Origin of the sequence: Citrobacter sp. Cpo015, assembly GCF_030333035.1 — a bacterium.
Classification (GTDB): domain Bacteria; phylum Pseudomonadota; class Gammaproteobacteria; order Enterobacterales; family Enterobacteriaceae; genus Citrobacter; species Citrobacter portucalensis.
The window spans coordinates 436714-461496 of sequence record NZ_JAOWGS010000037.1 but is presented as its reverse complement, the minus strand read 5'-3'; the positions used below and the strand labels follow the sequence as shown (position 1 = coordinate 461496).

The window sequence follows — 24783 nt, the reverse complement described above, 5'->3', positions numbered from 1 at the left end:
ATGTAGACGAGGGTTATATATGAACAAAGTTTACAGCATTATTTGGAACGCGGCGCTCGGTATCTGGGTGGTCGTTTCTGAATTAACCAAAGGAAAGAAAAAAAGCAGCTCGCGCAAAACTGTTGCGGTATTAGCAGCGGGTGCATTAAGCGCTGCTTCAATGCAGGTTTCCGCTGATCCGATTATCGACACCGGTGATCACAATATTTTCACCGACTACCAGGCAGGTATTTCCGTTGGGGATTATACGGGAATCCACGACTACGGGTTCTTATATAAAGATATCACTGCTGGTCAGGCGCTCAATATCAGCGGAGCGATCCCAACAATCAGTCCGGGTCAAAGTGGCGTTGTTGAATCAACGACCATCAGAGAGCTGCTGCAAACAAAAAAAATCATTCTTAAGGCCACCAGCCCTGACCAGAGCGTAAAAACGATTACTAATGCTGAAGAGCTGGCGGAATACCTGACGTACAACCGGTCGTCGACGCCTTCACAGAGCACAGAATTCTCTATTAACGACCCGGCATTTCCTGGTGAGCCAGCATCAATTAAAGTCTTTGATACCCAAGAGTTAAGTAGTTTTCTTACCGAATCACAGATCGGCGATTCGGTATTAAACACCTACGATCCAACGTTGTCTAAAATCTATAAACAATTTGGCATCGCGCTGGCGACAAATGGCTCCATAGCCAATCTGGATATTGGCAACGACACGCTCAATGTCCGTGACAAAGCCAATACTATCGAGTTGCTGGCTAAAGACTCCTCCTTGCTGGAGGCTCAGGACGCAGGTAGCCAGGTTAACTGGCAATCCGATAACTATATAAAATTTAACGCCGCCCCAGTTGTCCCTGAAAAAACGTTCGCCGGTTCAGCGCAAACCTCCGTGTTTGGCGATGATGTAACACTCATGTCCTACGGCTATGATGCAGACGGTAAAGTAGTCGAAACGGGTACGCGCACATTTAACATTACCAGCACGCAGGAGCTGGCCGATTTTAACGACTGGCTGTTGGGTAAAAGCAGCGACGCAGCAGAAAACCCTGAAGGGCAAAAGGTCAGCCAACTGCAGTTGTGGCTGGATGTTGAAAACGGTGATATCACAACCGTCACCGCCGCGCAGACAAAATATGCGGAGCTGATTGATGGCTTGATCAACTCCAGCAAGTCTTCAGACGTGCTTACCTGGGATTACGACGTCTGGACCGACGGCTTGTCGCATAGCAATAACGCGACCGCTGGCCGCGGTGAGCTGCATGCTATTTACGCCAACGGTGCAGGCACCTCCGGCACCCTAAACAAAGATGCGATTATTGCCGTTGACGGCAGTATTAACGGTGTCATGAAATCCCTTAATGGCGGGGTTATCACTAACCTTGGCGAGCTGAACGCATTACGCACGTCTACCGGGCAGAGTCTGGCGATTGGCATGCTGGCAAAAGACGCAACGGCAACCAACAACGGGATCATCAACTCCGGGCTGTTTATCGACAAAGACGGCAATCAAAACGTCAACAGCTATGGCGCATTTGGCATGCAGGGGCAAGGCGCCAGCCAGATAGCAAACAACGGCACCATTAACCAGGCGATCACCACCGATAACTTTGGTACCGCGTCGGCAGCAGATCCCTGGAGTAAGGATGAGCCAGATTCTTCGCTGACGCTGGCTATTGGCATGCAACTGTCTGACGAATCGCAAGGCGTCAACAACGGCGATATCAACGTCGTGGACGGGCGCAAAAACGGTGCATCCTTTGCCAAAGGCACCGCTTATGGCGTAGAAGTTGCCGGGAATGCCACTTTCACTAACGCTCAGGATGCCTCAATTTATCTTGGTCGCGACGCAAGCGATCCGTCTAAAGATGTCACGATGGCTGGCGGCTCTAGTCTGAGCGCCGGGATCATGACCAAGAGTGCCAAAGAGGTGATTAACAACGGTCTGATCACGCTGGGAACCGGCATACGCAACGCCGCGGGGATTCTGGTCGGGAATGCCACGGGCAACGTCCTCAATACCGGCAATATCGTGATCAATGGAGGTTCTGGCGGGGGCAGCAGTAAGAACTACGGCATCTCCGTACGCGACAGCGGCGCGGAAAATAATCAGGAAATCCGCAACGACGGCAAGATTAACGTAAATGGCACCAACAACGTGGGGATCCATGTTAGCGCCAATAACAAAAATGCCGAAGTCACCACCAGCGCTTCAGGCTCTATCGTGGTGGACGGTGAAGGCGGTGTCGGTAACCGTAACTACGCTATCTGGGCAGAAGGCGGCGCTAACGGCCAGGCTGTGGTCAACGTCTACTCCAACATTACGCTGGATAAAGCCGGTAACATCGGTGTGCATGTACGTGATAACGCCATCGCTAACGTTGACAGTCTGAGTAGCCCGACATTTAACAGCACCGATCAGATTGGTTATTACCTGTTTGGTAAAGGCGCTACCGCCAACATTGGTCAGGCGGTGATGAATGACAATGGTCAGGATCGCACCACCATTTTCCGTATCGCCAATGGCGCATTGCTGGCCGGGAATACCACGCCGCCGAATGGTCAGGCTGGCTCCAACCTTGATCTTACCCTCAGCGGTAAGAATTCCGTGGGCGTTCTCGCCACCGGCGCTGGCAGTAGCGTAGATACCGGTGAAGCTACGTTTACCGTTAAGGGTAGCGACTCAGCGGCGCTGGTTATCGAAGGCGGCGCGAAAGGAACTATCAGCGATAAAACGACCATCAATTTAACCGGCGAAAGAACCGTTGCCGGGGTTGTGGATGGTCAGGCTCACCAGTTGAATGGTGACACGCAGGGTAATCCGACTAGCACCACCCTCACCTCCAACGCGAAGATTACCTCTGAAGCTAGCGGCAATGAGGTTATCGCCTATGTGGCGAGGAATCAGGGCAACCTGATCCTGGATACCAACTCGATTATTGATCTGGCCAGCGTCGACAGCATCGGCGTTGATGTTCAAAAAGACGGGAGCTTAACCAATAACTCCTCCAGCGCCCTGCATGTCAGCAACGGCATCGGTGTTAGGGCTTCAGGTACCAGCGCGCAGATTAATAAGCTGGGCAAAGTTCAGGTTGATGATGGTACTGCTGGGGTTCTGCTCACTCAAGGAGCCAGCCTGCTGATTAACGGTATTTCTGGCGACAGTATTACTACCGATGGCACCGCTGACGGTATTCGTCTGGCCGAAGGCGCTGGCGCTCTGTCCGCGCAAAATGTGGAGATCAGTGCAAAGGGTGACGGTGCTGGCATTCAAAACGATGCTAACAATAACAATATCCTGTTACGAAACGTCACCATAAACTCCAACGATGGCGCAGGCATCCGCACCAGCGTGGCGTTGACCATGACCGATAAAGACAGCGCTGGAAATATCCTCAACGTCAACGGGAAAGGTACCGGCTTTGCCTTTGAAAAACGCGATGGCAGCTCGGTATCGGGCGATCTGACCATCGGCAAAGGCTACACCATTGAGGTGCTGAACAGCGAAGGCAGCGGTATCCGCGCTAATACCAACGGTAATGTCACCACCAATGCCGACATTAACGTGCATAACGACGCAGGCGGTTCGGCGATCATCGCGAAGAACGTCAGCGCCTTGACCAACAGCGGCAAGATTATCTCTGCCAGCACCACCTCACCGGTTATTGACGCCAGCGGCGACAGCAGTAAAACATTACCAACACGGGAACCCTGCAGGCCATCAACGACACGGCCGTGGCCATTCAGTCCGGCAAAGGCAATGACACCATTGATATCAGCGGCGGTGTAACCAGCGGCGTAATCAATACCGGCGAAGGTGCGGACATCTTTAACTGGCGTAGTGGCTCCTATGCGGGTGAAGTGAATTTCGCCGGTACTGGCGGTAACAATAAAGCCAACATCGGCAATGTGACGCTGGATAAAACACGCCACATCACTACTGAAGCAGGTAGCGGCAACGCCCTCACCTTCACCGATACAAAAGGTGCGAAGATTGGTACGCTGGCGAGCGACAACCTGACCACTGGCACCAACATCGGCACCGGCTGGGATTCGCTGACCATCAGCGGCTCAAACGCAGATGTCCGGGTCGTAGAAAACCTGACGCTGGCAAGCAAAACCATTGCCGTAAACAATGGCGCAACCCTGAGCACCGGCGACCACGTCGAGCCGACCAGTACTGCCGCAAGCATTGGCGATTACAATGTTACGACCCAGGGCACAGGCAGCCGGGTTATCTTCGATACCCAGGGTGATGCTTCAGCGGCGCAAATTTATCGCGGTATCATCAGCGGTGACGGGAAGTTCGAACGTGCGGCGGGCGGTACCACGATCTTCACCGCTAACAATACCTACACCGGCTCTACCACTATCGCTCAAACCGGTACGCTGCAGTTGGGTGACGGCGGAAATACAGGCGAAGTCAGCGCCGTGTCAGACATTATCGACAACGGCATATTGGCGATTAATCGCGCCAACACCGTGCTGCTCAACGGCGTGATCTCCGGTATTGGCGCGCTGCAGCAAATCGGCGGCGGCATTACCCGTCTGAACGGCAATAACACCTATACCGGCGACACCACCGTTACCAACGGCACGCTGCTGGTGAATGGCGATCAAAGCGCGGCGCGCGGTGCCACCACCGTTAGCGGCACGTCCACACTTGGCGGTAATGGCACTATCGGCGGCAACGTGCTGATGAACGATGCCACGACCCTCAGCGCAGGCGACGGTGGTGCGGGTACGTTATCCATTAACGGTAATCTGCAGCTTGGCAGCAAAACGACTTCCGCTTTCGAACTGGGTCAGGCCTATACGCCAGGCGGCGCGCTAAACGATCTGATTAACGTCGCGGGCGATCTGCAACTGGACGGGACTCTGGATGTCACCACTTCACAGGGCGGTAACTTCGGACCGGGCGTGTACCGTATCTATAACTACGGCGGCACGCTGGATAACCAGACGCTGGAATTAGGCGCAATACCGGACAGTCAGGATAAGAGCAATATTTTTGTCCAGACCTCCATCGACAAACAGGTCAACCTGGTGAACGCCAACGGCGTTACCCTGCAGTTCTGGGACGGCGCAACCGTCAATCAGAGCCACGGCGCGTCGGGTATTGAAGGCGACAGCAAAATTGACGGTGGCGATGGCAAATGGATGGCAATCGGCAGCCAGGGTGATAACAACTGGACCACCGCAACCGGTGAAGGTAACGCCCCTTGGGCACAGAAGTCCTTCGCCGTCTTCACCACCAAAGGCGGTACAGTTACCGTGGACAACGCCGCGGGAGAAGTTAACTTCTCCGGGGCACAGTTTGATGCCGATGGCTATGTCGTTAAAGGCGATGCGCTTAACGCGTATGCCACCACTGAAAACGCGACCCACGCAGGCCAGACGCCGGGAACAGGCGAACTGCTGCTGCGCGTTGGCGCCGGTGGCGCGGGGCAAAACTATACCGCGACCATTGAGTCTGTTATCCGCGAAGCCAGTACTGCTGACAAGCTGACGCTGGTGAAAACCGACCTTGGCCGTCTGATCCTCAGCGGCGATAACGAGTATCGCGGCGGCACGCGCATTGATGGCGGCACGTTGCAGATCTCCTCCGACAGCAATCTCGGCCAGAGCGGAACTGACCTGGCAATCAATAACGGTTCAACGCTGCAACTGGGCGCGGACCTGACCAGCAATCGCACCATCGAGCTGGGAGCGAATGAGAACGCAGCGGTGTTCGATCTCAATTCGCACCACTTCACGCCAACCGGTGAGATTACTGGCGACGGTAAACTGAAAGTCACCAGCAGCTCTAGCGATGCGGGCAGCACCTTGTCGCTCGACCGCGCAAACAGCTACAAAGGCGACACAGAAATTGCCGGTACCGGAAACGCCAACAATGTGACGGTCAACGTCAGCAAAACCGGAGCCTTTGGCAGTAACGAAAGCAGCACCGTGAACGTCAATAAGGGCGCGACGCTCAATGTCAGCGGGACAGATACCAGCCTGAAATCCCTGACTATGAACATCGCCGACAGCCTGTTAACGCTGGCAGATAACGTCACCGCAGCGAGCGCAATGCTGAACCTGACGGGCACGGCGAAAGCGGTGTTAACCAACAACGCCACCGCGGGCAACGCGACGGTTAACGTGTCAAAAGACAGTACTCTGGCGCTGGAAGAAGACGCCAGCGGCGGTAATGCCACCGTGAACAACAGCGGACTGATGACCTTTGCTGACCAGGCGATGGCAGAAAATACCGTCGTTAAAAACCTGGCGGGCGGTAAGGTCGATATCAGCGCAGTCGACAGCGCAACATCGATCGGCTCCTTGTCAGGCGCGGGTAATGTCGAACTGGGCAATAAAGAGCTGTCGCTGGGTAATCTGCATCTTGATGACACCATCAGCGGCATTATCAGCGGCAACGACGGCAGCCTGGTGAAAATCGGTGACGGCACGTTAACGCTGACCGGCGATAATACATACACTGGCACCACAGACGTCAATGAAGGCGTGCTGCTGGTCAACGGTAATCAGTCTGCGGCTACCGGCCAGGTGACGGTAAAATCCGGGGCAACGCTCGGCGGAAACGGAATTATTGGCGGCGCGGTTGATGTGCTGGACGACGCGCATATTACCGCAGGTGCGGCCATCAACAGCGTGGGTAAACTGACTACCGGTTCGCTGACGCTCAGTGATAACGCACAGCTGGATTATCAGTTTGGTCAGGCTTACACCCCGGGCGGTGCTTTCAACGACTTGATTGATGTAAATGGCGATCTGACGCTCGACGGTAAGCTCAACATTGAAACCTCACCGGGCGGCAGCTTTGATGTCGGCGTCTATCGCGTCATCAACTACACCGGCACATTGACCAACAATGTGATGGATATTGCTAACGCGCCGGAAGCGGCTGACAGCCTGTACGTGCAGACATCGGTGAAAAATCAGGTCAACCTGGTCAACCACGCAGGACTAACGCTGCGCTTCTGGGACGGCACCGGCGGTGAGAATGGCGAGCTGAAAAACAACGGCGTCATCAACGGCGGCGACGGTATCTGGCAATCCAGCCAGGGTAACGACAACTGGACTACCGATGAATCAACGCCGGAAGGCGCGCTGAACGCACCGTTTACCGATGCCGCGTTTGCCGTCTTCCAGGGTGAAGCAGGCAACGTGACCGTCGATAACAGCAAAGGCGACGTCATCATCAGCGGCGCGCAGTTCGCCACCGATGGTTATCGCGTGGGTGGCGAAGCCATTACCACCGATACGGCCAACACCCTGATTCGCGTTGGCGATGGCACAGTAGACGGCGCCAACTACACCGCGACTATCGACAGCGTTATCCGCGGTACCGGCGGCCTGAATAAAGGCGATCTCGGTACCCTCATCCTCACGGGCGACAACACCTACAGCGGCGGAACGACCATCACCTCCGGGACGCTGCAGGTAGCGGGCGATACCAACCTGGGTGCGGCAGATACGGGAATTACCTTTAATGGTGGTACGCTGAAGTATGGCGAAGCGTTTGATACTGCCCGTCAGGTGACGCTGGAATCCGGCGGCGGGACATTCGACACCAACGGACATGACGTTTCTCTGCTGACTGAAGTCGAAGGTAACGGTCAACTGACCAAAACCGGTAAAGGCTCCCTCACCCTGACGCTGGATAACACCTACACCGGTGGCACCACCATCGAACAAGGCGTTTTACAGCTGGGTAACGGCGGTGATATCGGCAGCATTCAGGGGGATGTCGTTGATAACGGCGTACTCAACGTCAATCGTGGCGATACCCTGGCGCTGACCGGCAATATCAGTGGTAAAGGCCAGTTGCATCAGACCGGTAGCGGCATTACCGAGCTGCAAGGCGAAAACAGCTACAGCGGCGCGACGTTGATCGCCAACGGCGTGTTGCAAGCGGGTAATGCCAACACCCTGAGTAGCGCATCGCACCACTATGTGGTCGCAGACACCACGTTGAACACTCAGGGTTACAACCAAACGGTAGCGGGCCTGAGCAACGGTGGCGATGTCTCGCTCATCGGTCAGCAGACTGGCACAACCTTAACCGTCAAAGGGGATTACACCGGCGAAAAAGGGACTATCAACATGGCGGCTATCCAGAATGGTAGCGGCTCAGGCATTGCCGACCGTCTGATTATCGATGGCGGTAAAGCCAGCGGTAGCACGCTGCTGGATGTCGATGGTTCTGGTCTCGGCGCGCCGACCATTGGGGATGGTATCGAAGTGGTGACAGCGCTCAATGGCGCAACCACCACCGCACAAACGTCGCGGGATGCCTTCCATCTTGCCGCCGATCGTATGGCTGCAGGTGCGTTTGAGTACCAACTGCATGCGGGTAATGCTCAGGGCCAGGGTGAAAACTGGTATCTGAGAAGTGAATACCGTCCAGAAACCATGCTGTATTCTGGCCTCGCCAGCGTCGTACGTCAGGGTGATCTTAGCCTGTTGGGTAACATGCACCAACGTATGGGTGACGAGGTTAAACCGGGCATTGATGAAGACAATCGCGCGTGGGCAAGAATGATTGGCTACTCCGGTAAAACCAAACTGGATGACGCGGCCGGTACACAAACCAGCTCCCATACCATGGGCATTCAGGTCGGCGTTGATATGTATGCTAACGAAAGCTGGAAAGCCGGGATGTATACCAGCATCCTTGATATCGACAGCAACGTGAAAGGCACGAAGACAGGCAGCGATGGCAAAGGCGGTAACATCGACGACAACGCATTTTACGTCGGCGGCTATGCTACCTGGTTCTCGGGTGACGGTATGTATGTTGATAACGTCCTGCAGTACAGTAACCATAAATCCCGCCTGGAGGCGACCGGTAACAACGGCTCGTATACGGTCAGAGGCAACACGCTGACGGCGTCGACAGAGGTAGGTAAATCGTTCCGTTTAGGTGCCAGCGCATGGAGTCTGGAACCTCAGGCTCAGTTGATCTACCAGTACAGCGACTTTGATAACAGCACGCTGGATGGTGTGACCCCAACGAAAGTGAAAATGGATACTGCGGATTCCTTTACCGCGCGTCTGGGCGTGCGTCTGGTCGCTGACTATGACACCAACCATGGCAAATTCCAGCCGTATGGCAGGGTAAACGTCTGGCAGGGTCTGGGTTCAAAAGACAAAACGCACTTTACCAATGCGGTAGCCACCACCACGCTGGAATCTTCACAGCAGTACTCCAGCACTGAAGTTGCAGCCGGCCTGTCATGGTCCATCGACAGAAACCTGCAGGTCTACGGTGAGCTGGGTACGCAATTCAGCAACGGCGGCAGTAAATCGCAGGTAGAAGCGCCGGTCAATGCCTCTATCGGCTTTAAGAAATCGTTCTAAGCTGACATAAACTCACCAGCCCCCTGTTCTGCAGGGGGCTTTTTTTTTGCCGTTCAAAGCCGCCTGATGCGCTACGCTTATCAGGCCTACAGACTTAACAGCAACGCGGAACAACCAAGGGGTTGGGAAACGTGAAAAGGAGGGATTAACGATTATATTGTGCTAAGAGTGAAGGGATCTCTTCTGCCAGCACCGGGGGAGAAATGAAAAAGCCTTGAATTTTGTCACAACCAATCTGCATCAACCGCTCCAGCTGGGACTGGGTTTCCACCCCTTCGGCAAGAACTTCAATGCCAAAATTATGCGCCAGTGAAATAATACCCTCAACAATCTTCGTTGATCGGGTGTCGGGCTCAATACCGGTGACAAATTCCTTATCAATTTTTAAAGTGTCAAAAGGATATTTCAACAGGTAATTAAGATTAGCATGGCCGGTTCCAAAATCATCAAGTGCAAGCTTGACCCCTATCGCCTTTAATTCCGTCATATTTTTAGCCGCAATCTGACTGTCGCACAGCGGTGACGTTTCCGTGACCTCTATTTGGCATCGATGGACCGGCAATCCGGAAGTGGCAAGATTTTGTCTGACGCGTTGGGGTAACAGAGGATCGCAGAATTCAAGCGCGGAAATATTGACGGATAATACAATGGGGTCAGGCCAGGAAGTTGCAACATCCCACGGAGAGTGAGTAACCATATCTTCAATGGAAATAATATTGCCGCTATCTTCCAGTAAGGTAATAAAAACATCGGGAGAGATCATTCCCATCTGAGGACTATTCCAACGCATTAATGCTTCAAATCCGCTTATACGCTGGGCATGCAAATTGAAAATAGGTTGATAAACCATATAAAGTTGACTGGTATTCAAAGCCTTTTCAAGCGCAGTTAGCACCTCATTGGAATTAAACATTCCCCTCTCCCTCTACAAATCATAAAATTAAAAACCAGTCAAAATCACTCCCAAATTGTATCTACTATTAGGTGTATTACATCAGAAAAGAATGGTCAGGTTAGGGTAAAAAAGACATAGGATGGGTAAATCTGACAATTAACTTATTTAAATCAGAGGTATTGGTCAGGCCAAGCTTGGCGACGACTCTCATCTTATGTGCCTGAATCGTTTTATAGTTCAGGCTAACTAACTCAGAAATTTCTTTGGCTGTATAACCACTTACCAGTAAGTTCAGGATCTGCTGTTCTCTTTCGGTTAATCTCTTCTGCGAACGATACAGTCGGGGGTTCCATTTCCCGACTGATAATTTCGCCAATTGACCAAAATCGCGCAGTGAAGATTTTTCAGTCAAAACTATTGTTTTTTCGACATATAATAACTCTACGCATAATTTCGCCACCAAACTATCAGCAACAATCACCACGACGTTATTATAAAATTTGAATCGGTTTTTATTCAAAAACTGAACAATGTCTGAACACGCTTGTTCATTATCAATGATATTAAAAACCATGGTTTGATGCTGGCATAATGATGACTGATGCAACATATCCTCAAACTGGAATTTTTGTATCGGTACATGTTTGCTGGTCAGGTAGGCAAACATACCATTGCCCACAAAATTATCACTGCCACACATCAACATCCTGTTCACCGTTCCTTATAAGCTTCTAATCTTGTTACTCATTAAAAATTTAATAATGATTTTCTCGACTTCAGTCTCTTCACGACGATTTTTAAAGTCGAACTCACATGAGATCTGATGACAGGAATACAACTGGTTATCCTCATCAAATTCATTGATTGGGACGACATCGATCACTTTTAAGTCCAGTTGTAAACTGCCAAAGGTATCGAAATCCAGAGATGCATTTTTAATCACCGCATCTTTATAAAGAAAACGGGCGTTTACATCTTTAACGATTAACGCACAACCACCCTGCGAGATATTTTTAATCTTGAGAGAGTAGTTTTCTCCATTTTTGTAACGACCAAAACAGAAAAAGTCATAGCCCTTCAGGAATGAAAAACGCTGATTTTGTCTCTGCTGGGCAAAGAAAATCATATCCGGGATGAAGTAGGATAATCCTGCTTCCGCACCTGCTGACGAGGTTTGTTCGAACCTGGCAGTAAATTTTACAATCCCGCTTTCGCTGTGCAGGATAAAGTATTGGACCTTTTCAGGAACAATGTCTCCGTGTCCGGAGATGACAAACCGTTCGAAATCAACTTTCTCTAACTGCGTGATAACGCTACTGTCTCCACACAGGATTTCCAGTTTCGTTTTCTTATGAAGCTCTTCACGAAGGATAGCGATGATTTCAAACTTGTCTTCCTTTGCTAAGCCAAAGCTCATTCTAAAACCCTTATTTCCATATTTAAGATATGTCCCGCCTTTGGTTACTCACAAAACGCGAGATCAGCATCCACCCCTGGTGCTTAATTACCATAGTGGATTCCATGTCAAACAGTTGGTTAAAAATTAAGTTTTTAACTATCTTTAGTCAGTTATTGATACGTAAAAACATTTAATCAGAATTAATTCTAGCTCAAGCCAGGCCTAAAACCACGCGAACTTGCGTACTGGCTATAACAAAAGCGAATAACAAAATTTTTAAAATGAGGTTTTGAGATAACAAATAGCAAGAATTGTACAGAAAAAAATAAAGCTATCATGATGGAGGGGCTAAGCAACATGCGGGTTGGCGTGCTATCGCGGGGGATAAGAGAAGATGTTTACTGCACTCTATCATTAACTAAAATATAGCCCTGACTCGTTATGCTTCTAAATTGAATAATTGCAATTTATATATGCTAAATAAATTTACCTTAAGTCAGAAAAAAAGCCAGCATCCTGCTGGCCCGGTAAGTACCGAATCGAACTATAGTGGCTTGCTATCTTACAGAGGGCACAACGTTAAAAATTCAATACCGCTGCTTAATTATTGATCGGGATGAATCTGCGATAATCATCACTGCTCCCGCCAACATTAACGTATCTTTTAACACCAACCGCCCGGCGCCTGACAAGTACGGAAATCCGTGGTGTAAATCACCCAGCGGCATTACCCATGCTTCTGGAGTGGTTATTAAAAATGATAAGGTAACAATTGGTGTGGCAAATGCCAGAACGCCGCCAATTAATCCCAACCAACGGCTAACAGGATTAGCCAGCACCAGCAAAGCGATAAGAACTTCGACTACGCCCAGGCCATTTGAGAACGTATACGTGTTATTCGCTGTCTGCCATTCACGAGCCTGAGGTTTGAATTCACCTTCGTGGGTTAAATGTTGTTTGTATTCTTCTGGATGCTCATAAAAAAATGACATTACCGGACTATTGGCGACAAACGGCGTAATGCTGTCGGCTTCGTAAGGTACAAATTTTAATAAACCAATCCAGATAAAAACAATCGCGATACTCAGGCGAATCAAGGTTAATCCAACTCTATCGCCTTTGCCCAATATACGAAGATACTTTTCCATCCCGGCTCTCCTTACTTGTACAAAATTGCCGTTGCGTGAGTGCTGCTATCAATGCGCATTGAGGTAATTTTCCAGGAAGTCGCATTCTTTTCCTGCGCCAGTTTCGCAATGGCATCTTCCACCACGGAAGGAGAGCCAGACACGGCTGATACGCTAACGTGGGCAACCTCGGTTTGCGCTAACGCGGAAAATGTCACCGGAGCAGTCAGTAACGCAGTCATTAGTAACGTAGACTTAAACATGTTCATTTCTATTTCCATTAACGAGTTATTTCAGTGGAAATATAATAAAACATGTCACTTTATTTTATTTCATCCGTAACGCCAGAATAACTGTCAATTAGTATCAGGAATATAAAAAACAAATAAAAAAAAGCCCCACACGGGTGGGGCAAATATGCAGACTACGCTATTATCATTTTATGAGAGAAAAGAGATCGTTTAATGATTCGCTCATACTTGGATGGGTAAATATCTGGTCACGCAATGTGGTATAAGGTAACCCCGCATCCATAACTGTCTTGATGATATTAATCATTTCATGAGAATCCACGCACAGCAGCGACACGCCTAATATTTGTTTCGTTTCGCTATCCACCACCGCTTTAAGAACACCACGCGTATCATTCATCACACGTGCACGCGGGATAGCCGCTACCGGCAACGTCACGACTTGCACCGCCGCACCGCTGGCGCGAGCCTGTTCTTCAGTCATTCCGACGCGGGAAAGCGGCGGCGTCATAAAGACGGAATACGGTACGTTTTGACGATCGCCCGTGTTACGTAACCCCTCGCCCAGCAGGTTGTCACGCACAATACGGAAGTCATCCAGTGAGATATAGGTAAATTGTAATCCACCAGTGACATCGCCCATTGCCCAAATGTTATCTGCCGATGTACGCAAATATTTATTCACAACAATGGCACCACGATCGTTTACATCCACACCCGCTTTCTGCAATTGCAGGTTTTCTGTCGCCGGTTTGCGACCTGATGCTACCAACAGCGCATCCACCGTCTGGGCACCCACCGGCATGTGCAGCTGTACTGCACCATCATGAGAGGAGACCGACTGCACGTTGGCATTGAGGATCAGCTCGACGCCTTTGTCGCGTAAAATGTTGGCGATAGCGTCAGCAATATCCCGGTCCTCACGAGGCAAAAACTGCGGAGCTGCTTCATAAATAGTGACTTTGCTACCAAAGTTGGCAAACATCGATGCGAATTCAACGCCGATATACCCACCGCCCAAAATGCCCAGACGCTCTGGACGTTGCGTCAAATTCAACAGCCCGGTGCTGTCAAATACGCCAGGTGTCGTGGTTAATCCCTCAACGTTTGGAATCGTTGACTGGGCGCCAGTATTAATAAAGATTTTCTCGCCGCTCAGCTCAATCTCGCCTGTTGACTGCACGACTCGCACAGTATGGTTATCAACGAATTCAGCACGACCTTCAATCACATCCACGTTTTCCAGATCGGCAAGATTATGGAAATTTATATCGCGCAGAAAACTGACAACAGAGGCCTTGCGTTGCATTGCTTCGGCAAAGTCATGCTGAAGCTCAGCATCATGTACCAGGGTTTTGGTTGGGATACAGCCGATGTTGATGCATGTCCCGCCATACATGGTGTTTGACTGTTCAATAATCGCTACCCGCCAACCCGTTTTGGCCAGTGTTGCCGCCAGCGTTTTACCCGCTTTGCCAAATCCAATAATAATCGCCTGATACTGATTCATGCTGTCTCTCCGCCAAGTCACTGTTCGTTTGATGAACTGAAATATAGCTCTAACTCTGCCGAAACAATGTATCCACAACTCGCAGATAACTGTCAGATCGTCTAAATTAGCCTTAAAGATGACTAACATTTCGAGAATGAATTATTACACTAACACTTTGAAGGTATTAATATAATAATGAAATAAAGAGATAATATCGTTTCAATAAACGACAACAAAAAATGTTCAGGAGTCTCCATGGATGCCCTTAGCCGATTACTGATGCTTAACGACCCACAAGGCTCAATTGACCAAAACTGCCTACTGAGCAGGGACTGGCAACTGCCTCACGCAGCAGGTGAATTGTCCATTATCCGCTGGCATACGGTCACACAAGGGGCAGCCCAACTGGACATGCCCGATGGGACATCTTTTACTCTGCGGCCCGGTACTATCGTGATCCTGCCGCAAAACTCCGCACATCGGCTCTGCCAGTCTGGCGATGAACAAACACACATTGTTTGTGGCAGCCTTCGATTGCACGCTTCCTCACGCTATTTTTTAACTGCGTTACCGGAAGTATTGGTTCTGGCACCTGATGAAAATAGCCCTGTCAGCCATTGGCTCAAGGCCATGATTGCGTTGATGCAACAGGAATCCATGAGTACTCTGCCAGGTTCCAGTGTAGTCTGCAGTCAACAATGCGCCACACTGTTCGCCTTAGCCGTTCGCGAATGGTTAACCAAGGCGACCCCCGTTCAAAACGTGTTGAATCTACTGCTTCATCCCAAACTAGGGGCTGTCGTCTTCATGATGCTGGAGTCACCGGCGTTTGCCTGGACCGTCGAAGAACTGGCGAAACGTGCGCATATGTCGCGGGCCAGCTTCGCGCAGCTATTTCGTGAAGTCTCAAACTCCACGCCGCTCGCAGTATTAACCACTTTACGCCTGCAATTCGCTGCCCAGATGCTGTCACGTGGGTCGCAGCCATTGGTTGTGGTGGCCGAGTCGGTAGGCTACGCCAGCGAATCGTCATTCCATAAAGTCTTTTTACGGGAATTTGGCTGCACGCCGGGCGAGTACCGCAAACGCGTGAAGGCACTGGAGGTATAACGCAGCGCCTGCTTCGGTAACAAATCCGAATGCAGGCGCGCGCTTTAGAGCATTATTTTTGACCGCGGTGTCTGTGCAGCCACATCAGCTTATACGCAGCCGGAATAATGAATAGCGACAGCAATGGCGCGGTGATCATACCGCCAATCATCGGCGCGGCGATGCGGCTCATGACTTCTGAGCCTGCTCCCGTCCCCCACAAGATAGGTAACAGACCCGCGATAATCACCGCCACGGTCATCGCTTTTGGCCGCACGCGCAGCACAGCACCGTGATATAACGCTTCATCCAGCTTGTCCGCCGTAAAGGTTTGCGGATTTTCCAGCGCGGGTTCGGCTTCAATAGCGTGGCGCAAGTACATCAGCATCACCACGCCAAACTCCGCAGCAACACCTGCCAGGGCGATAAATCCGGTTCCGGTTGCGACCGACATATGGAAACCCATCCAGTAAAGGAACCAGATGCCGCCCACCAGCGCAAAAGGCACACTGGTGATAATCAGCAGCGCTTCGCCAAAGCGACGGAAGGCCAGATAAAGCAAGACGAAGATAATCATCAGCGTCATTGGCACCATCAACTTGAGCTTATGGCTGGCGCGCTCAAGCAGCTCGAATTGCCCTGAAAACGCCACGCTGGTCCCAGGCTTTAACTGGACCTTTTCAGCAATAGCCTTTTTCAGATCGTTTACCACTGAGACCATGTCACGATCTCGGGCGTCGATGTAAATCCAACTGGTTGGTCGCGCATCTTCGGTTTTCAGCATCGAAGGCCCCGAAACCACCGTCACATCGGCGACATCCGCCAGCGTAATTTGCTGTTTCATGGGCGTCAGAATCGGCAGATTACGCAATGCTTCCGGGCTATCACGATAGCTCTGCGCATAGCGCAGGTTGATAGGATAGCGTGCAATCCCTTCCACCGTTTCGCCCACCATTGCCCCTCCTACCGCTGAAGTGACAAACAGCTGCACAGCACCTACGGTCATGCCGTACCGGGCCGCTTTTTCACGATTAATATCTACGTTGAGATAGCGTCCGCCCACCAGACGCTCGGCCAGCGCCGAAGAGACACCCGGCACGGTTCTGGCCACCTCTTCAATTTGCTCCGCCGTGGCGTCGATATCTGCCAGAACATTACCCGACACCTTAATGCCAATTGGGCTTTTGATCCCCGTAGAGAGCATGTCGATACGGTTACGAATCGGCGGAACCCACAGATTCGCCAGCCCCGGCAAGCGTACGGTTTTGTCCAGCTCGGCGATGATTTTGTCCATCGTCATCCCCGGACGCCACTGGTCCTGCGGCTTCAGTTGGATCGTCGTTTCAACCATTTCCAGCGGTGCGGAGTCTGTTGCGGTTTCTGCCTTACCGGTTTTACCAAACACGCGCGCCACTTCCGGAACGGTCATGATCAGCTTGTCGGTTTTTTGCAGCATGTCCGCTGCCTGCGCCGCTGAGATCCCCGGCAATGTCGAAGGCATATACAGCAGATCGCCTTCGTTAATCTGCGGCAGGAATTCACCACCGACTTTATTCAGCGGGTAGACAACCGTCAGTATTGAAAGCACCGCCACCAGAATGGTGATCTTGGGCCAGTGCAACACCTTCAGCAACAACGGATGGTAAATACGGATCAGAAAACGGTTAAGCGGGTTGCTACTTTCGGCCGGTATTTTTCCACGGATCCAGAACCCCATCAGGATAGGAATAACCACAATCGCCAGAAATGCCGCGCCTGCCATCGCATACGTTTTGGTGAACGCCAGCGGGCCGAACAGTCGCCCCTCTTGCCCCTCAAGCGTGAAAATGGGGATAAACGACAACGTGATGATCAACAGGCTGATGAACAATGCCGGGCCGACTTCTACCGAGGCGTCAGTAATAACCTTCCAGCGCGTTGCGTTATCGAGCTTTTCATTCGGATGCTGATGCCCCCACTCTTCGAGCCGCTTATGGGCGTTTTCAATCATCACGATTGCGGCATCAACCATCGCCCCGACGGCAATGGCAATTCCCCCTAGCGACATGATGTTGGCGTTCAAACCCTGGAAATGCATCACGATAAACGCGATACACAGCCCCAGCGGCAAGGAAATAATCGCCACCAGCGCCGAACGTAGATGCCACAGGAACAGTGCGCACACCAGCGCCACGACGATAAACTCTTCCAGCAGCTTGTAGCTGAGGTTATCAATGGCGCGATCGATGAGCTGACTGCGATCGTATGTTGTAACTACCTCTACGCCTTCCGGCAGGCTGCTTTTCAGCGTGTCGAGTTTGGCTTTAACGGCAGAGATCACCTCACGCGCATTTTTACCGGAACGCAGGATAACCACCCCGCCCGCGACTTCGCCTTCGCCATTCAGTTCGGCGATCCCGCGGCGCATTTCCGGCCCAATCTGTACGCGCGCCACATCGCGCAGGTAAACAGGTACACCGTCGGCCCCTGTTTTCAGGACGATGTTATTGAAATCATCGAGCGTTTGCAGATATCCACTGGCGCGGACCATATATTCCGCTTCAGCCATCTCAACAGATGAGCCGCCCGCTTCCTGATTCGACGTATCCAGCGCCGATTTCACGTCCGCCAGGCTGATGCCATATTGCGTCAGCTTCATCGGATCGATAACGACCTGATACTGTTTAACCACGCCGCCTACCGAAGCGACCTCCGCCACGTTAGGAATCGTTTTTAACTCATACTTTAAAAACCAGTCCTGAAGAGAGCGTAATTCCGCCAGATCATGTTTCCCACTGCGATCCACCAGCGCGTACTCAAATATCCAGCCGACGCCCGTGGCGTCCGGTCCCATTTCCGCGCTAACGCCAGCCGGTAATTTTCCCTGAACCTGGTTGAGATACTCCAGTACGCGCGAGCGCGCCCAGTAAGGATCGGTACCATCTTCGAAAATGACGTACACGTAGGAATCACCAAACTGCGAGAAACCGCGCACGGTTTTCGCACCCGGTACCGACAGCATGGTGGTGGTCAGCGGGTAGGTCACCTGATTTTCAACAATTTGCGGCGCCTGCCCCGGATAGCTGGTTTTGACGATCACCTGAACATCAGAGAGATCGGGCAGCGCATCAACCGGCGTATTGATGATGGTCCAGGTTCCCCAGACGCTAAGAAACAGCGCCCCCATCATCACCAGAAAACGGTTTGCCACCGAACGACGGATAATCCATTCAATCATTTATCATGTCCTCAGTGTGAATGGGTCGCCTGGGCTGGCATGGCGGCTGCGTCTTGCGCCTTACTGTTCTGGGCGCGCATACGGTCCAGTGCGCCAGAGATATTCGCTTCGGAATCAATCAGGAACAGGCCACTGGACACCACTTTTTCGCCTTCGCTCAGGCCGGAGCGGATAGCCGTCAGCCCCTGGGATTCATGGAATACCGCAACCTGTTTCGGCACAAATCGGCCTTCGTTATCAACGGTGATGACCCGCTGCTCGGTACCCGTATCAATCAGTGCTTTAGACGGGATCAGCAGCATTGGCTCGCTTTGTGTTTTCAGTTGCAGGTAAGCATTCATCCCGGGCTTGAGCGCCTCGTCGGGGTTATCGACCTGTAAACGGAGCTGGAGCGTACGCGTGGTAGCATCAACGCTTGGTAAGATACTCCACTTGCTGATGGTGAAAGGCTTATCCGGCCAGGCGGGCACGGTGATGGTAAATTGCGAGGCATCTTTAATCAGCCAGGCGATAGATTCCGGGACCGACGCGCTAACCCATACCGGGTCCATACCCTGAATTTTCGCGACCACATTGTCTTTGGAAATGTTCATACCGGTACGCAAATCGAATGCGGTGATCACCCCATCGATAGGCGCTTTCAGGGTAAAGCGAGTCTGAATTTTACGCGTCGATTTTAAGCGCTGGATATCTGCTTCAGGCATTCCAGCCAGACGTAATCTCTCCAGAATCCCTTCCACCTGCGTCGCGCTACCGCCCGTTTCCCGCAGCAATAAATATTCGCTCTGCGCCTCAACCCAATCAGGAATAGTCAGGTCGATCAGCGGCGAACCCTTCTTAATTTTGTCCCCCACGGTCAGCGGGTAAACCTTCTCGATAAAGCCCGCAGAGCGTGCCTGGACAATAACAAACTGGTATTCGTTATAACTAACGTTGGCCGGGAAAGTTTGCGCGTAGTGCAGTGGTCCACGACGCACTGGCTCTGTTTTCAGCCCCAGGTTCTGGGTCTGTGTAGGATCGATGCGCACGCCAGGCGATGACGCGTTCGCGGTCTCTTCATCGGCATATTTCGGGATCAGATCCATATCCATAAACGGCGATTTACCCGGTTTATCAAAGCGCGTGTTCGGATACATGGGGTCATACCAGAACAACACTTTTCTGGCTTCTTTTTGCTGAACTGGCCCGGCTACAGACGATATTTTTGCCGATGAATAATAAGTATAAACACCGACAGAAATAATCCCGCCGGCAATCATGCTACCGAGAATAAGCGCGGTATTTTTAATATTTAAAGACGCCATAGTGATTTCCATTGCGCGATAGTCTCGCCCGCGTTCGCAAAAACCCGGGCAAGAATAAAAGAGACCAGCGAGAACGTTATTTACTGATGTGAATATCGCGTAACACAGAGAGATTTCCCTGCTGAACAAACGTAAACGCGACCTTATCGCCTGGCTTAATATCATCAGCCTTCGTATCAGCAACCAGCGTAAAGCGCATCGTCATGGCCGGCCAGTTCACCGCTGGAATAGGGTCATGTTTGATCGTGATTTTTTTACTCTCCATATCAACAGCTTCAATCACCCCGGTAGCGCTAATGCGTTGTTCCTGTTGAGCCGCTGGCTGCATATTCATCATCTCGCCATGCTGATTTTCATTGGCCTGGGCGTTAAACATAACCACAGAGAAAAGGCTAAACAGTACGGCTTTGGCGGTAGTATTCATACATCATGCTCCTGAAAAGTTAATATTAAGGATTACTCCACCCAACCGCCGCCTAAGGCAGCAAACAGTTTAATTTCATTAACCTGTTGGGCGTAATTAAGATCGAGCAGCGATTGCCGCGTAGCGAATAAAGAACGTTCTGCGTCTAATACTTCGATATAGCTAACTGCGCCATTCTGATAAAGCGCTCTGGCGCGCTGTAGTGTGATTTGCAATGAATCCAGATAACGCTGCTGCCCACTAATTTGATCGGCAATGCTTTGGCGTAACACCAGTGCATCCGCCACTTCTTTAAACGCGTTCTGAATTTTTTGTTCGTAATTCACTACTGACTGTTGCTGGCGAATTTCTGCCAGGTCGAGATTGGACTGATTACGTCCGGCGTTGAAGATTGGAATATCTATTTTGGGGACAAAATTCCACATGCCGCTGGAGGCATTAAATAAATTGGAAAGATCGCTACTGCTACTGGACACGGAACTTGTCAACGTTATCGACGGAAAAAATGCCGCCCGCGCAGCACCGATATTGGCATTTGCCGCCAATAATCCGTGCTCAGCTTCCATAATATCCGGGCGCTGCAACAGTATTTGCGACGACAACGATGGCGGCAGCGTTACCGGTTTAATATCCCCACGACTGCGCGCCTGGTCATCGGGTAATTTCCCGTATGTACCCAGCAACAGTTGCAGCGCGTTATTGGCCTGTGCCAACTCACCTTTACGCTTGGCAATTTCGCTATGCGTACTTTCAATCACACCGCGCGCTTGTTCCAACGCCAGTACGTTGGTGCTACCGGTTATCAGTTGCTTCTCTACAAAAGCATAAGAGCGCTGATAGTTTTGCAGCGTTTCTTCGGCAACTTGCAACTGCGCGTAAGCCAGACGCTGGTTGAAATAGCTTTGCGACACGTTGGAAATTAATAAGATATGCACCGCCCGACGCGCCTCTTCGCTGGCGAAGAAGTTCTGCCGTTCGGCTTCACTCATATTTTTAAGCCGCCCAAAGAAATCCAGGTCGAAACTGAGATTGAGTCCAGCTTCGAATTCACGATCGGTGCTGCTATCACCTTTTAATTTACCGCTGTAGGTACCGCTGGAGCCTGCCGTGATTTGCGGATAACGGTCAGCGTCCGTGACGCCATACTGCGCTCGCGCTTCCTGAACCTTCAGCGTCGCCATGCGTAAATCGCGGTTATTGATCAGCGCCTCACCAATCAACGCCTTCACCTGGTCGTCAACAAAAAAGGTTCGCCACCCCGTGTCCTGGTATTCACCAGGAGCCGACACCAGGGAATTCTGGCTTAAAGAAAATTGCTGTGGCACCGGCAAGGCCGGGCGCTGATAGTCCGGCGCCAATGAACAACCAGCGAGCACGAATATAGCGCTGAGAGTAAGAAGCTTAAATTTGCTCATAGTTCTTCTCGTCCTGACCGGACTGATGTCCCTAAAATAAGTAGGAATTTATAGTCTTGTACTTTAACGAAGTGACTCTGTTTAACCGGTGACAGGAAAATGACAAAACTGTCATTTTCCCAATAACAGATTGCTATCCGATCCCGCTTCCCTAGAATTGAAAGTCCGCACAACCAGTGCGAGAAGGAGAATGCGATGAAGGTTTTGATAGTCGAAGATGAGAAAAAAACCGGTGAATACCTGACGAAAGGCCTGACGGAAGCGGGTTTTGTTGTGGATTTGGCGGATAACGGCCTGAACGGGTATCACCTGGCGATGACCGGCGATTACGACCTGCTCATACTCGACATCATGCTGCCGGATGTAAACGGTTGGGATATCGTGCGGATGCTGCGTTCCGCCAACAAAGGAATGCCCATTCTTCTCCTCACCGCACTGGGTACCATTGAACATCGGGTTAAAGGTCTGGAATTGGGTGCTGATGATTACCTGGTTAAACCGTTTGCCTTCGCCGAACTGCTGGCACGGGTCAGAACGCTGCTGCGCCGGGGCGCTGCGGTGATTGTTGAAAGCCAGTTTCAGGTCGCGGATTTAATGGTCGATCTGGTCAGCAGGAAAGTCACCCGCAGCGGTACGCGCATCACCCTGACCAGCAAAGAGTTTACGCTGCTTGAGTTTTTCCTGCGCCATCAGGGGGAAGTTTTACCCCGCTCACTGATCGCCTCCCAGGTCTGGGATATGAATTTTGACAGCGATACTAATGCCATCGACGTCGCCGTTAAGCGTCTGCGCGCCAAAATTGATAACGATTTTGAGCCGAAACTGATTCAGACCGTGCGCGGTGTGGGATATATGCTTGAGGTTCCTGATGACCAGTAAACGATGGCGGCGCCCTTTTTCGCTGGCGACACGACTGACCTTTTTTATCAGCCTGGCGACAATTGCTTCATTTTTCGCCTTTGCATGGATAATGATCCACTCCGTGAAAGTCCACTTCGCCGAGCAGGACATCAACGATTTACAAGAGATTAGCGCCACGCTGGAGAGGATTATTAACCAACCCAACGAGCCAGAATCACGCCGCCTGGAAACGCTAAAAAATGTGGTGGCGGGTTATTCGAACGTCATTATTTCTCTGGAAGATAGCAACCAGAAGGCCATTTTCCATTCGCCCAATGCGCCGGATCTCCGGCAGTTTATCGCCAGTGCAAGGCCGGATAAAAATGCTCATGCCAGCGATGTTTTTATTATCTCAGGCCCCACACTGCAAACCTCCAAACATATCCACGGACAGAAAACATCGTCTAACTGGCGAATGATTCGTCTGCCGGTAGGACAACTTGCCGATGGAAAACCAGCGTATACGCTGTATCTGGCATTATCGATCGACTTTCATCTGCACTATATTAACGATCTGAAAAACAAGCTGATTATGACAGCATCGCTGATTAGCATGATGATTGTTTTTATCGTGTTGTTCGCTGTATACAAAGGTCATGAACCAATTCGTAACGTCAGTCGTCGCATCCAAAATATCACCTCGAAAGATCTCGATGTACGCCTCGATCCGCAAGCTGTTCCTATTGAACTGGAACAGCTGGTGAGTTCGTTTAATCACATGATCGAACGCATCGAGGACGTATTTAAACGGCAGTCGAACTTCTCAGCGGATATTGCCCATGAGATCCGCACGCCAATAACTAACCTTGTCACTCAAACGGAGATTGCGCTCAGCCAGACCCGCAGCCAAAAAGAGCTGGAAGATGTGCTGTATTCCAATCTCGAAGAGTTTGGCCGTATGTCGAAGATGGTGAGTGATATGCTGTTTCTGGCGCAGGCGGATAACAATCAGCTGATCCCAGAAAAAAAAGCGCTCAATCTGGCTGATGAGGTCGGTAAAGTGTTCGACTTTTTCGAAGCCTGGGCTGAAGAGCGTGAGGTTGGTTTACGGTTTGAAGGACGCGCATGCTGGGTTTCAGGCGACCCATTAATGTTACGCCGGGCAATGAGTAATCTGCTGTCAAATGCCATGCGCTATACGCCAAAAGGCGAGTCGGTAACCGTGCGGGTGAAAGAGGCGGATGGCCAGGTGCAGATAGTCGTTGAGAATCCCGGAAACCCCATTCCCCCGCAACATCTTCCGCGACTCTTTGACCGCTTTTATCGAGTGGACCCTTCACGACAGCGTAAGGGCGAAGGCAGCGGCATTGGTCTGGCGATTGTGAAATCAATTGTGACTGCCCATCAAGGAAAAGTCTCGGTGACTTCCGACCCTCATGCCACTCGCTTTATTCTGACGCTGCCCAAGCACGCGATGTAATTTATGGTGATGGCGCTTATACCCGTCATCACCTGTTGTCTGACACAACCGTCATAATCCTGTCACGCCACTGACAGCCCCTATTAATTATACTTTCTTCCGTAAACCCAAACAGGAGAAATATGATGAATAAGATGTCCTCTTTTTTAGCTATCGCGTTTTTTATTTCAGCTGGCGTTAATGCGGCAGAAACACCCAAAATGCATCAGCAGGCCGCAATGGCTCATGAAATGATGAATAACAGCGACGCTCCTGCACATCAAAAAATGGCACAAGCACACGCCGCGCAAGCAAATAATTCATCGTCAACATCAACCAATGCGCAATCATTTTCACAAATGAATGAACACGAAAAAGCGATGGTTGTTCACCAATCGGTAAACAACGGCCATTCATTTGCTCATGAGGTACAGGCCGAGCAGCACCGCGCGCAGATCTCCACTCAGGGGTAAAGACGAACTATATTGACAACGACATCCATAAATAC

At 51.0% G+C, this 24783-nt stretch carries 14 protein-coding genes and 1 pseudogene; 5 read left to right on the top strand and 10 right to left on the bottom strand.

The features are described 5' to 3' along the window. The first annotated feature begins 19 nt into the window (after positions 1-19). A pseudogene (locus OGY67_RS17885) lies at positions 20-9363 on the top strand (autotransporter outer membrane beta-barrel domain-containing protein). A gap of 145 nt (positions 9364-9508) precedes the next feature. Here the strand turns inward: OGY67_RS17885 and OGY67_RS17880 are convergent. The 6 genes from OGY67_RS17880 to rclA form a co-directional block, all read right to left on the bottom strand. After that, entirely contained in the window at positions 9509-10276 is a 768-nt protein-coding gene (locus tag OGY67_RS17880) for a putative bifunctional diguanylate cyclase/phosphodiesterase (RefSeq protein WP_003831149.1), read from the bottom strand. 100 nt (positions 10277-10376) lie between these two features. Then, the gene (locus OGY67_RS17875; RefSeq protein WP_286574329.1) at positions 10377-10958 is read right to left on the bottom strand and encodes a helix-turn-helix transcriptional regulator; all 582 of its coding nucleotides are present in this window, start codon (positions 10956-10958) and stop codon (positions 10377-10379) included. Positions 10959-10979: 21 nt separating this feature from the next. Then, complete coding sequence (locus tag OGY67_RS17870; RefSeq protein WP_048226180.1) at positions 10980-11675, bottom strand: flagellar brake protein; 696 nt, start codon at positions 11673-11675, stop codon at positions 10980-10982. Positions 11676-12244: 569 nt separating this feature from the next. After that, positions 12245-12805: a reactive chlorine resistance membrane protein RclC gene (gene rclC / locus OGY67_RS17865; RefSeq protein WP_008784029.1), complete on the bottom strand. Its 561-nt coding sequence runs from the start codon at positions 12803-12805 to the stop codon at positions 12245-12247. Between the two features lie 11 nt (positions 12806-12816). Next, positions 12817-13047: a reactive chlorine resistance periplasmic protein RclB gene (rclB, locus tag OGY67_RS17860; RefSeq protein ID WP_032941888.1), complete on the bottom strand. Its 231-nt coding sequence runs from the start codon at positions 13045-13047 to the stop codon at positions 12817-12819. Between the two features lie 172 nt (positions 13048-13219). Next, on the bottom strand, positions 13220-14545 hold the full coding sequence (gene rclA / locus OGY67_RS17855; RefSeq protein WP_286574328.1) for a reactive chlorine resistance oxidoreductase RclA: 1326 nt from the start codon (positions 14543-14545) through the stop codon (positions 13220-13222). Between the two features lie 237 nt (positions 14546-14782). On the opposite strand from rclA, the gene rclR reads away from it, so the two are divergent. Then, positions 14783-15637: a reactive chlorine-specific transcriptional regulator RclR gene (gene rclR, locus OGY67_RS17850; protein WP_048214745.1), complete on the top strand. Its 855-nt coding sequence runs from the start codon at positions 14783-14785 to the stop codon at positions 15635-15637. A 52-nt stretch (positions 15638-15689) separates the two neighbouring features. On the opposite strand, the gene OGY67_RS17845 is transcribed toward rclR, so the two are convergent. From OGY67_RS17845 to OGY67_RS17830, 4 genes are all read right to left on the bottom strand, one after another. Beyond that, positions 15690-18833, bottom strand: coding sequence for a CusA/CzcA family heavy metal efflux RND transporter (locus OGY67_RS17845; RefSeq protein WP_103015055.1), 3144 nt, complete (start codon positions 18831-18833; stop codon positions 15690-15692). Between the two features lie 11 nt (positions 18834-18844). Further along, positions 18845-20137, bottom strand: coding sequence for an efflux RND transporter periplasmic adaptor subunit (locus OGY67_RS17840; RefSeq protein WP_100272805.1), 1293 nt, complete (start codon positions 20135-20137; stop codon positions 18845-18847). A 76-nt stretch (positions 20138-20213) separates the two neighbouring features. After that, positions 20214-20561 carry a cation efflux system protein CusF gene (gene cusF / locus OGY67_RS17835; protein WP_048226186.1) on the bottom strand — a complete coding sequence of 116 codons (348 nt, stop codon included), beginning with the start codon at positions 20559-20561 and terminating at the stop codon, positions 20214-20216. Between the two features lie 32 nt (positions 20562-20593). Then, positions 20594-21976, bottom strand: a complete 1383-nt coding sequence (locus tag OGY67_RS17830) for an efflux transporter outer membrane subunit (RefSeq protein WP_100272806.1) — start codon at positions 21974-21976, stop codon at positions 20594-20596. A gap of 195 nt (positions 21977-22171) precedes the next feature. Between OGY67_RS17830 and cusR the strand changes: the two genes are divergently transcribed. The 3 genes from cusR (at position 22172) to OGY67_RS17815 (ending at position 24748) form a co-directional block, all read left to right on the top strand. Then, a complete protein-coding gene (gene cusR, locus OGY67_RS17825; protein WP_003831137.1) occupies positions 22172-22855 on the top strand; it encodes a copper response regulator transcription factor CusR in 684 nt (227 codons plus the stop codon). Beyond that, positions 22845-24296 (top strand): Cu(+)/Ag(+) sensor histidine kinase, encoded by a 1452-nt coding sequence (locus tag OGY67_RS17820; protein WP_063941362.1) that lies wholly within the window; start codon positions 22845-22847, stop codon positions 24294-24296. Before cusR ends, OGY67_RS17820 begins: the two co-directional genes overlap by 11 nt. Positions 24297-24421: 125 nt before the next feature. Continuing rightward, positions 24422-24748, top strand: a complete 327-nt coding sequence (locus OGY67_RS17815) for a PcoE/SilE family metal-binding protein (RefSeq protein ID WP_100272807.1) — start codon at positions 24422-24424, stop codon at positions 24746-24748. Positions 24749-24783: the final 35 nt, after the last annotated feature.

Coding starts and splice junctions, on each gene's coding strand:
- rclR (WP_048214745.1), top strand. CDS start 14,783: ATGGATGCCCTTAGCCGATTACTGATGCTTAACGACCCACAAGGCTCA.
- rclA (WP_286574328.1), bottom strand. CDS start 14,545: ATGAATCAGTATCAGGCGATTATTATTGGATTTGGCAAAGCGGGTAAA.
- OGY67_RS17845 (WP_103015055.1), bottom strand. CDS start 18,833: ATGATTGAATGGATTATCCGTCGTTCGGTGGCAAACCGTTTTCTGGTG.
- cusR (WP_003831137.1), top strand. CDS start 22,172: ATGAAGGTTTTGATAGTCGAAGATGAGAAAAAAACCGGTGAATACCTG.
- cusF (WP_048226186.1), bottom strand. CDS start 20,561: ATGAATACTACCGCCAAAGCCGTACTGTTTAGCCTTTTCTCTGTGGTT.
- OGY67_RS17820 (WP_063941362.1), top strand. CDS start 22,845: ATGACCAGTAAACGATGGCGGCGCCCTTTTTCGCTGGCGACACGACTG.
- OGY67_RS17870 (WP_048226180.1), bottom strand. CDS start 11,675: ATGAGCTTTGGCTTAGCAAAGGAAGACAAGTTTGAAATCATCGCTATC.
- OGY67_RS17830 (WP_100272806.1), bottom strand. CDS start 21,976: ATGAGCAAATTTAAGCTTCTTACTCTCAGCGCTATATTCGTGCTCGCT.
- rclB (WP_032941888.1), bottom strand. CDS start 13,047: ATGTTTAAGTCTACGTTACTAATGACTGCGTTACTGACTGCTCCGGTG.
- OGY67_RS17840 (WP_100272805.1), bottom strand. CDS start 20,137: ATGGCGTCTTTAAATATTAAAAATACCGCGCTTATTCTCGGTAGCATG.
- OGY67_RS17815 (WP_100272807.1), top strand. CDS start 24,422: ATGAATAAGATGTCCTCTTTTTTAGCTATCGCGTTTTTTATTTCAGCT.
- OGY67_RS17875 (WP_286574329.1), bottom strand. CDS start 10,958: ATGTGTGGCAGTGATAATTTTGTGGGCAATGGTATGTTTGCCTACCTG.
- OGY67_RS17880 (WP_003831149.1), bottom strand. CDS start 10,276: ATGTTTAATTCCAATGAGGTGCTAACTGCGCTTGAAAAGGCTTTGAAT.
- rclC (WP_008784029.1), bottom strand. CDS start 12,805: ATGGAAAAGTATCTTCGTATATTGGGCAAAGGCGATAGAGTTGGATTA.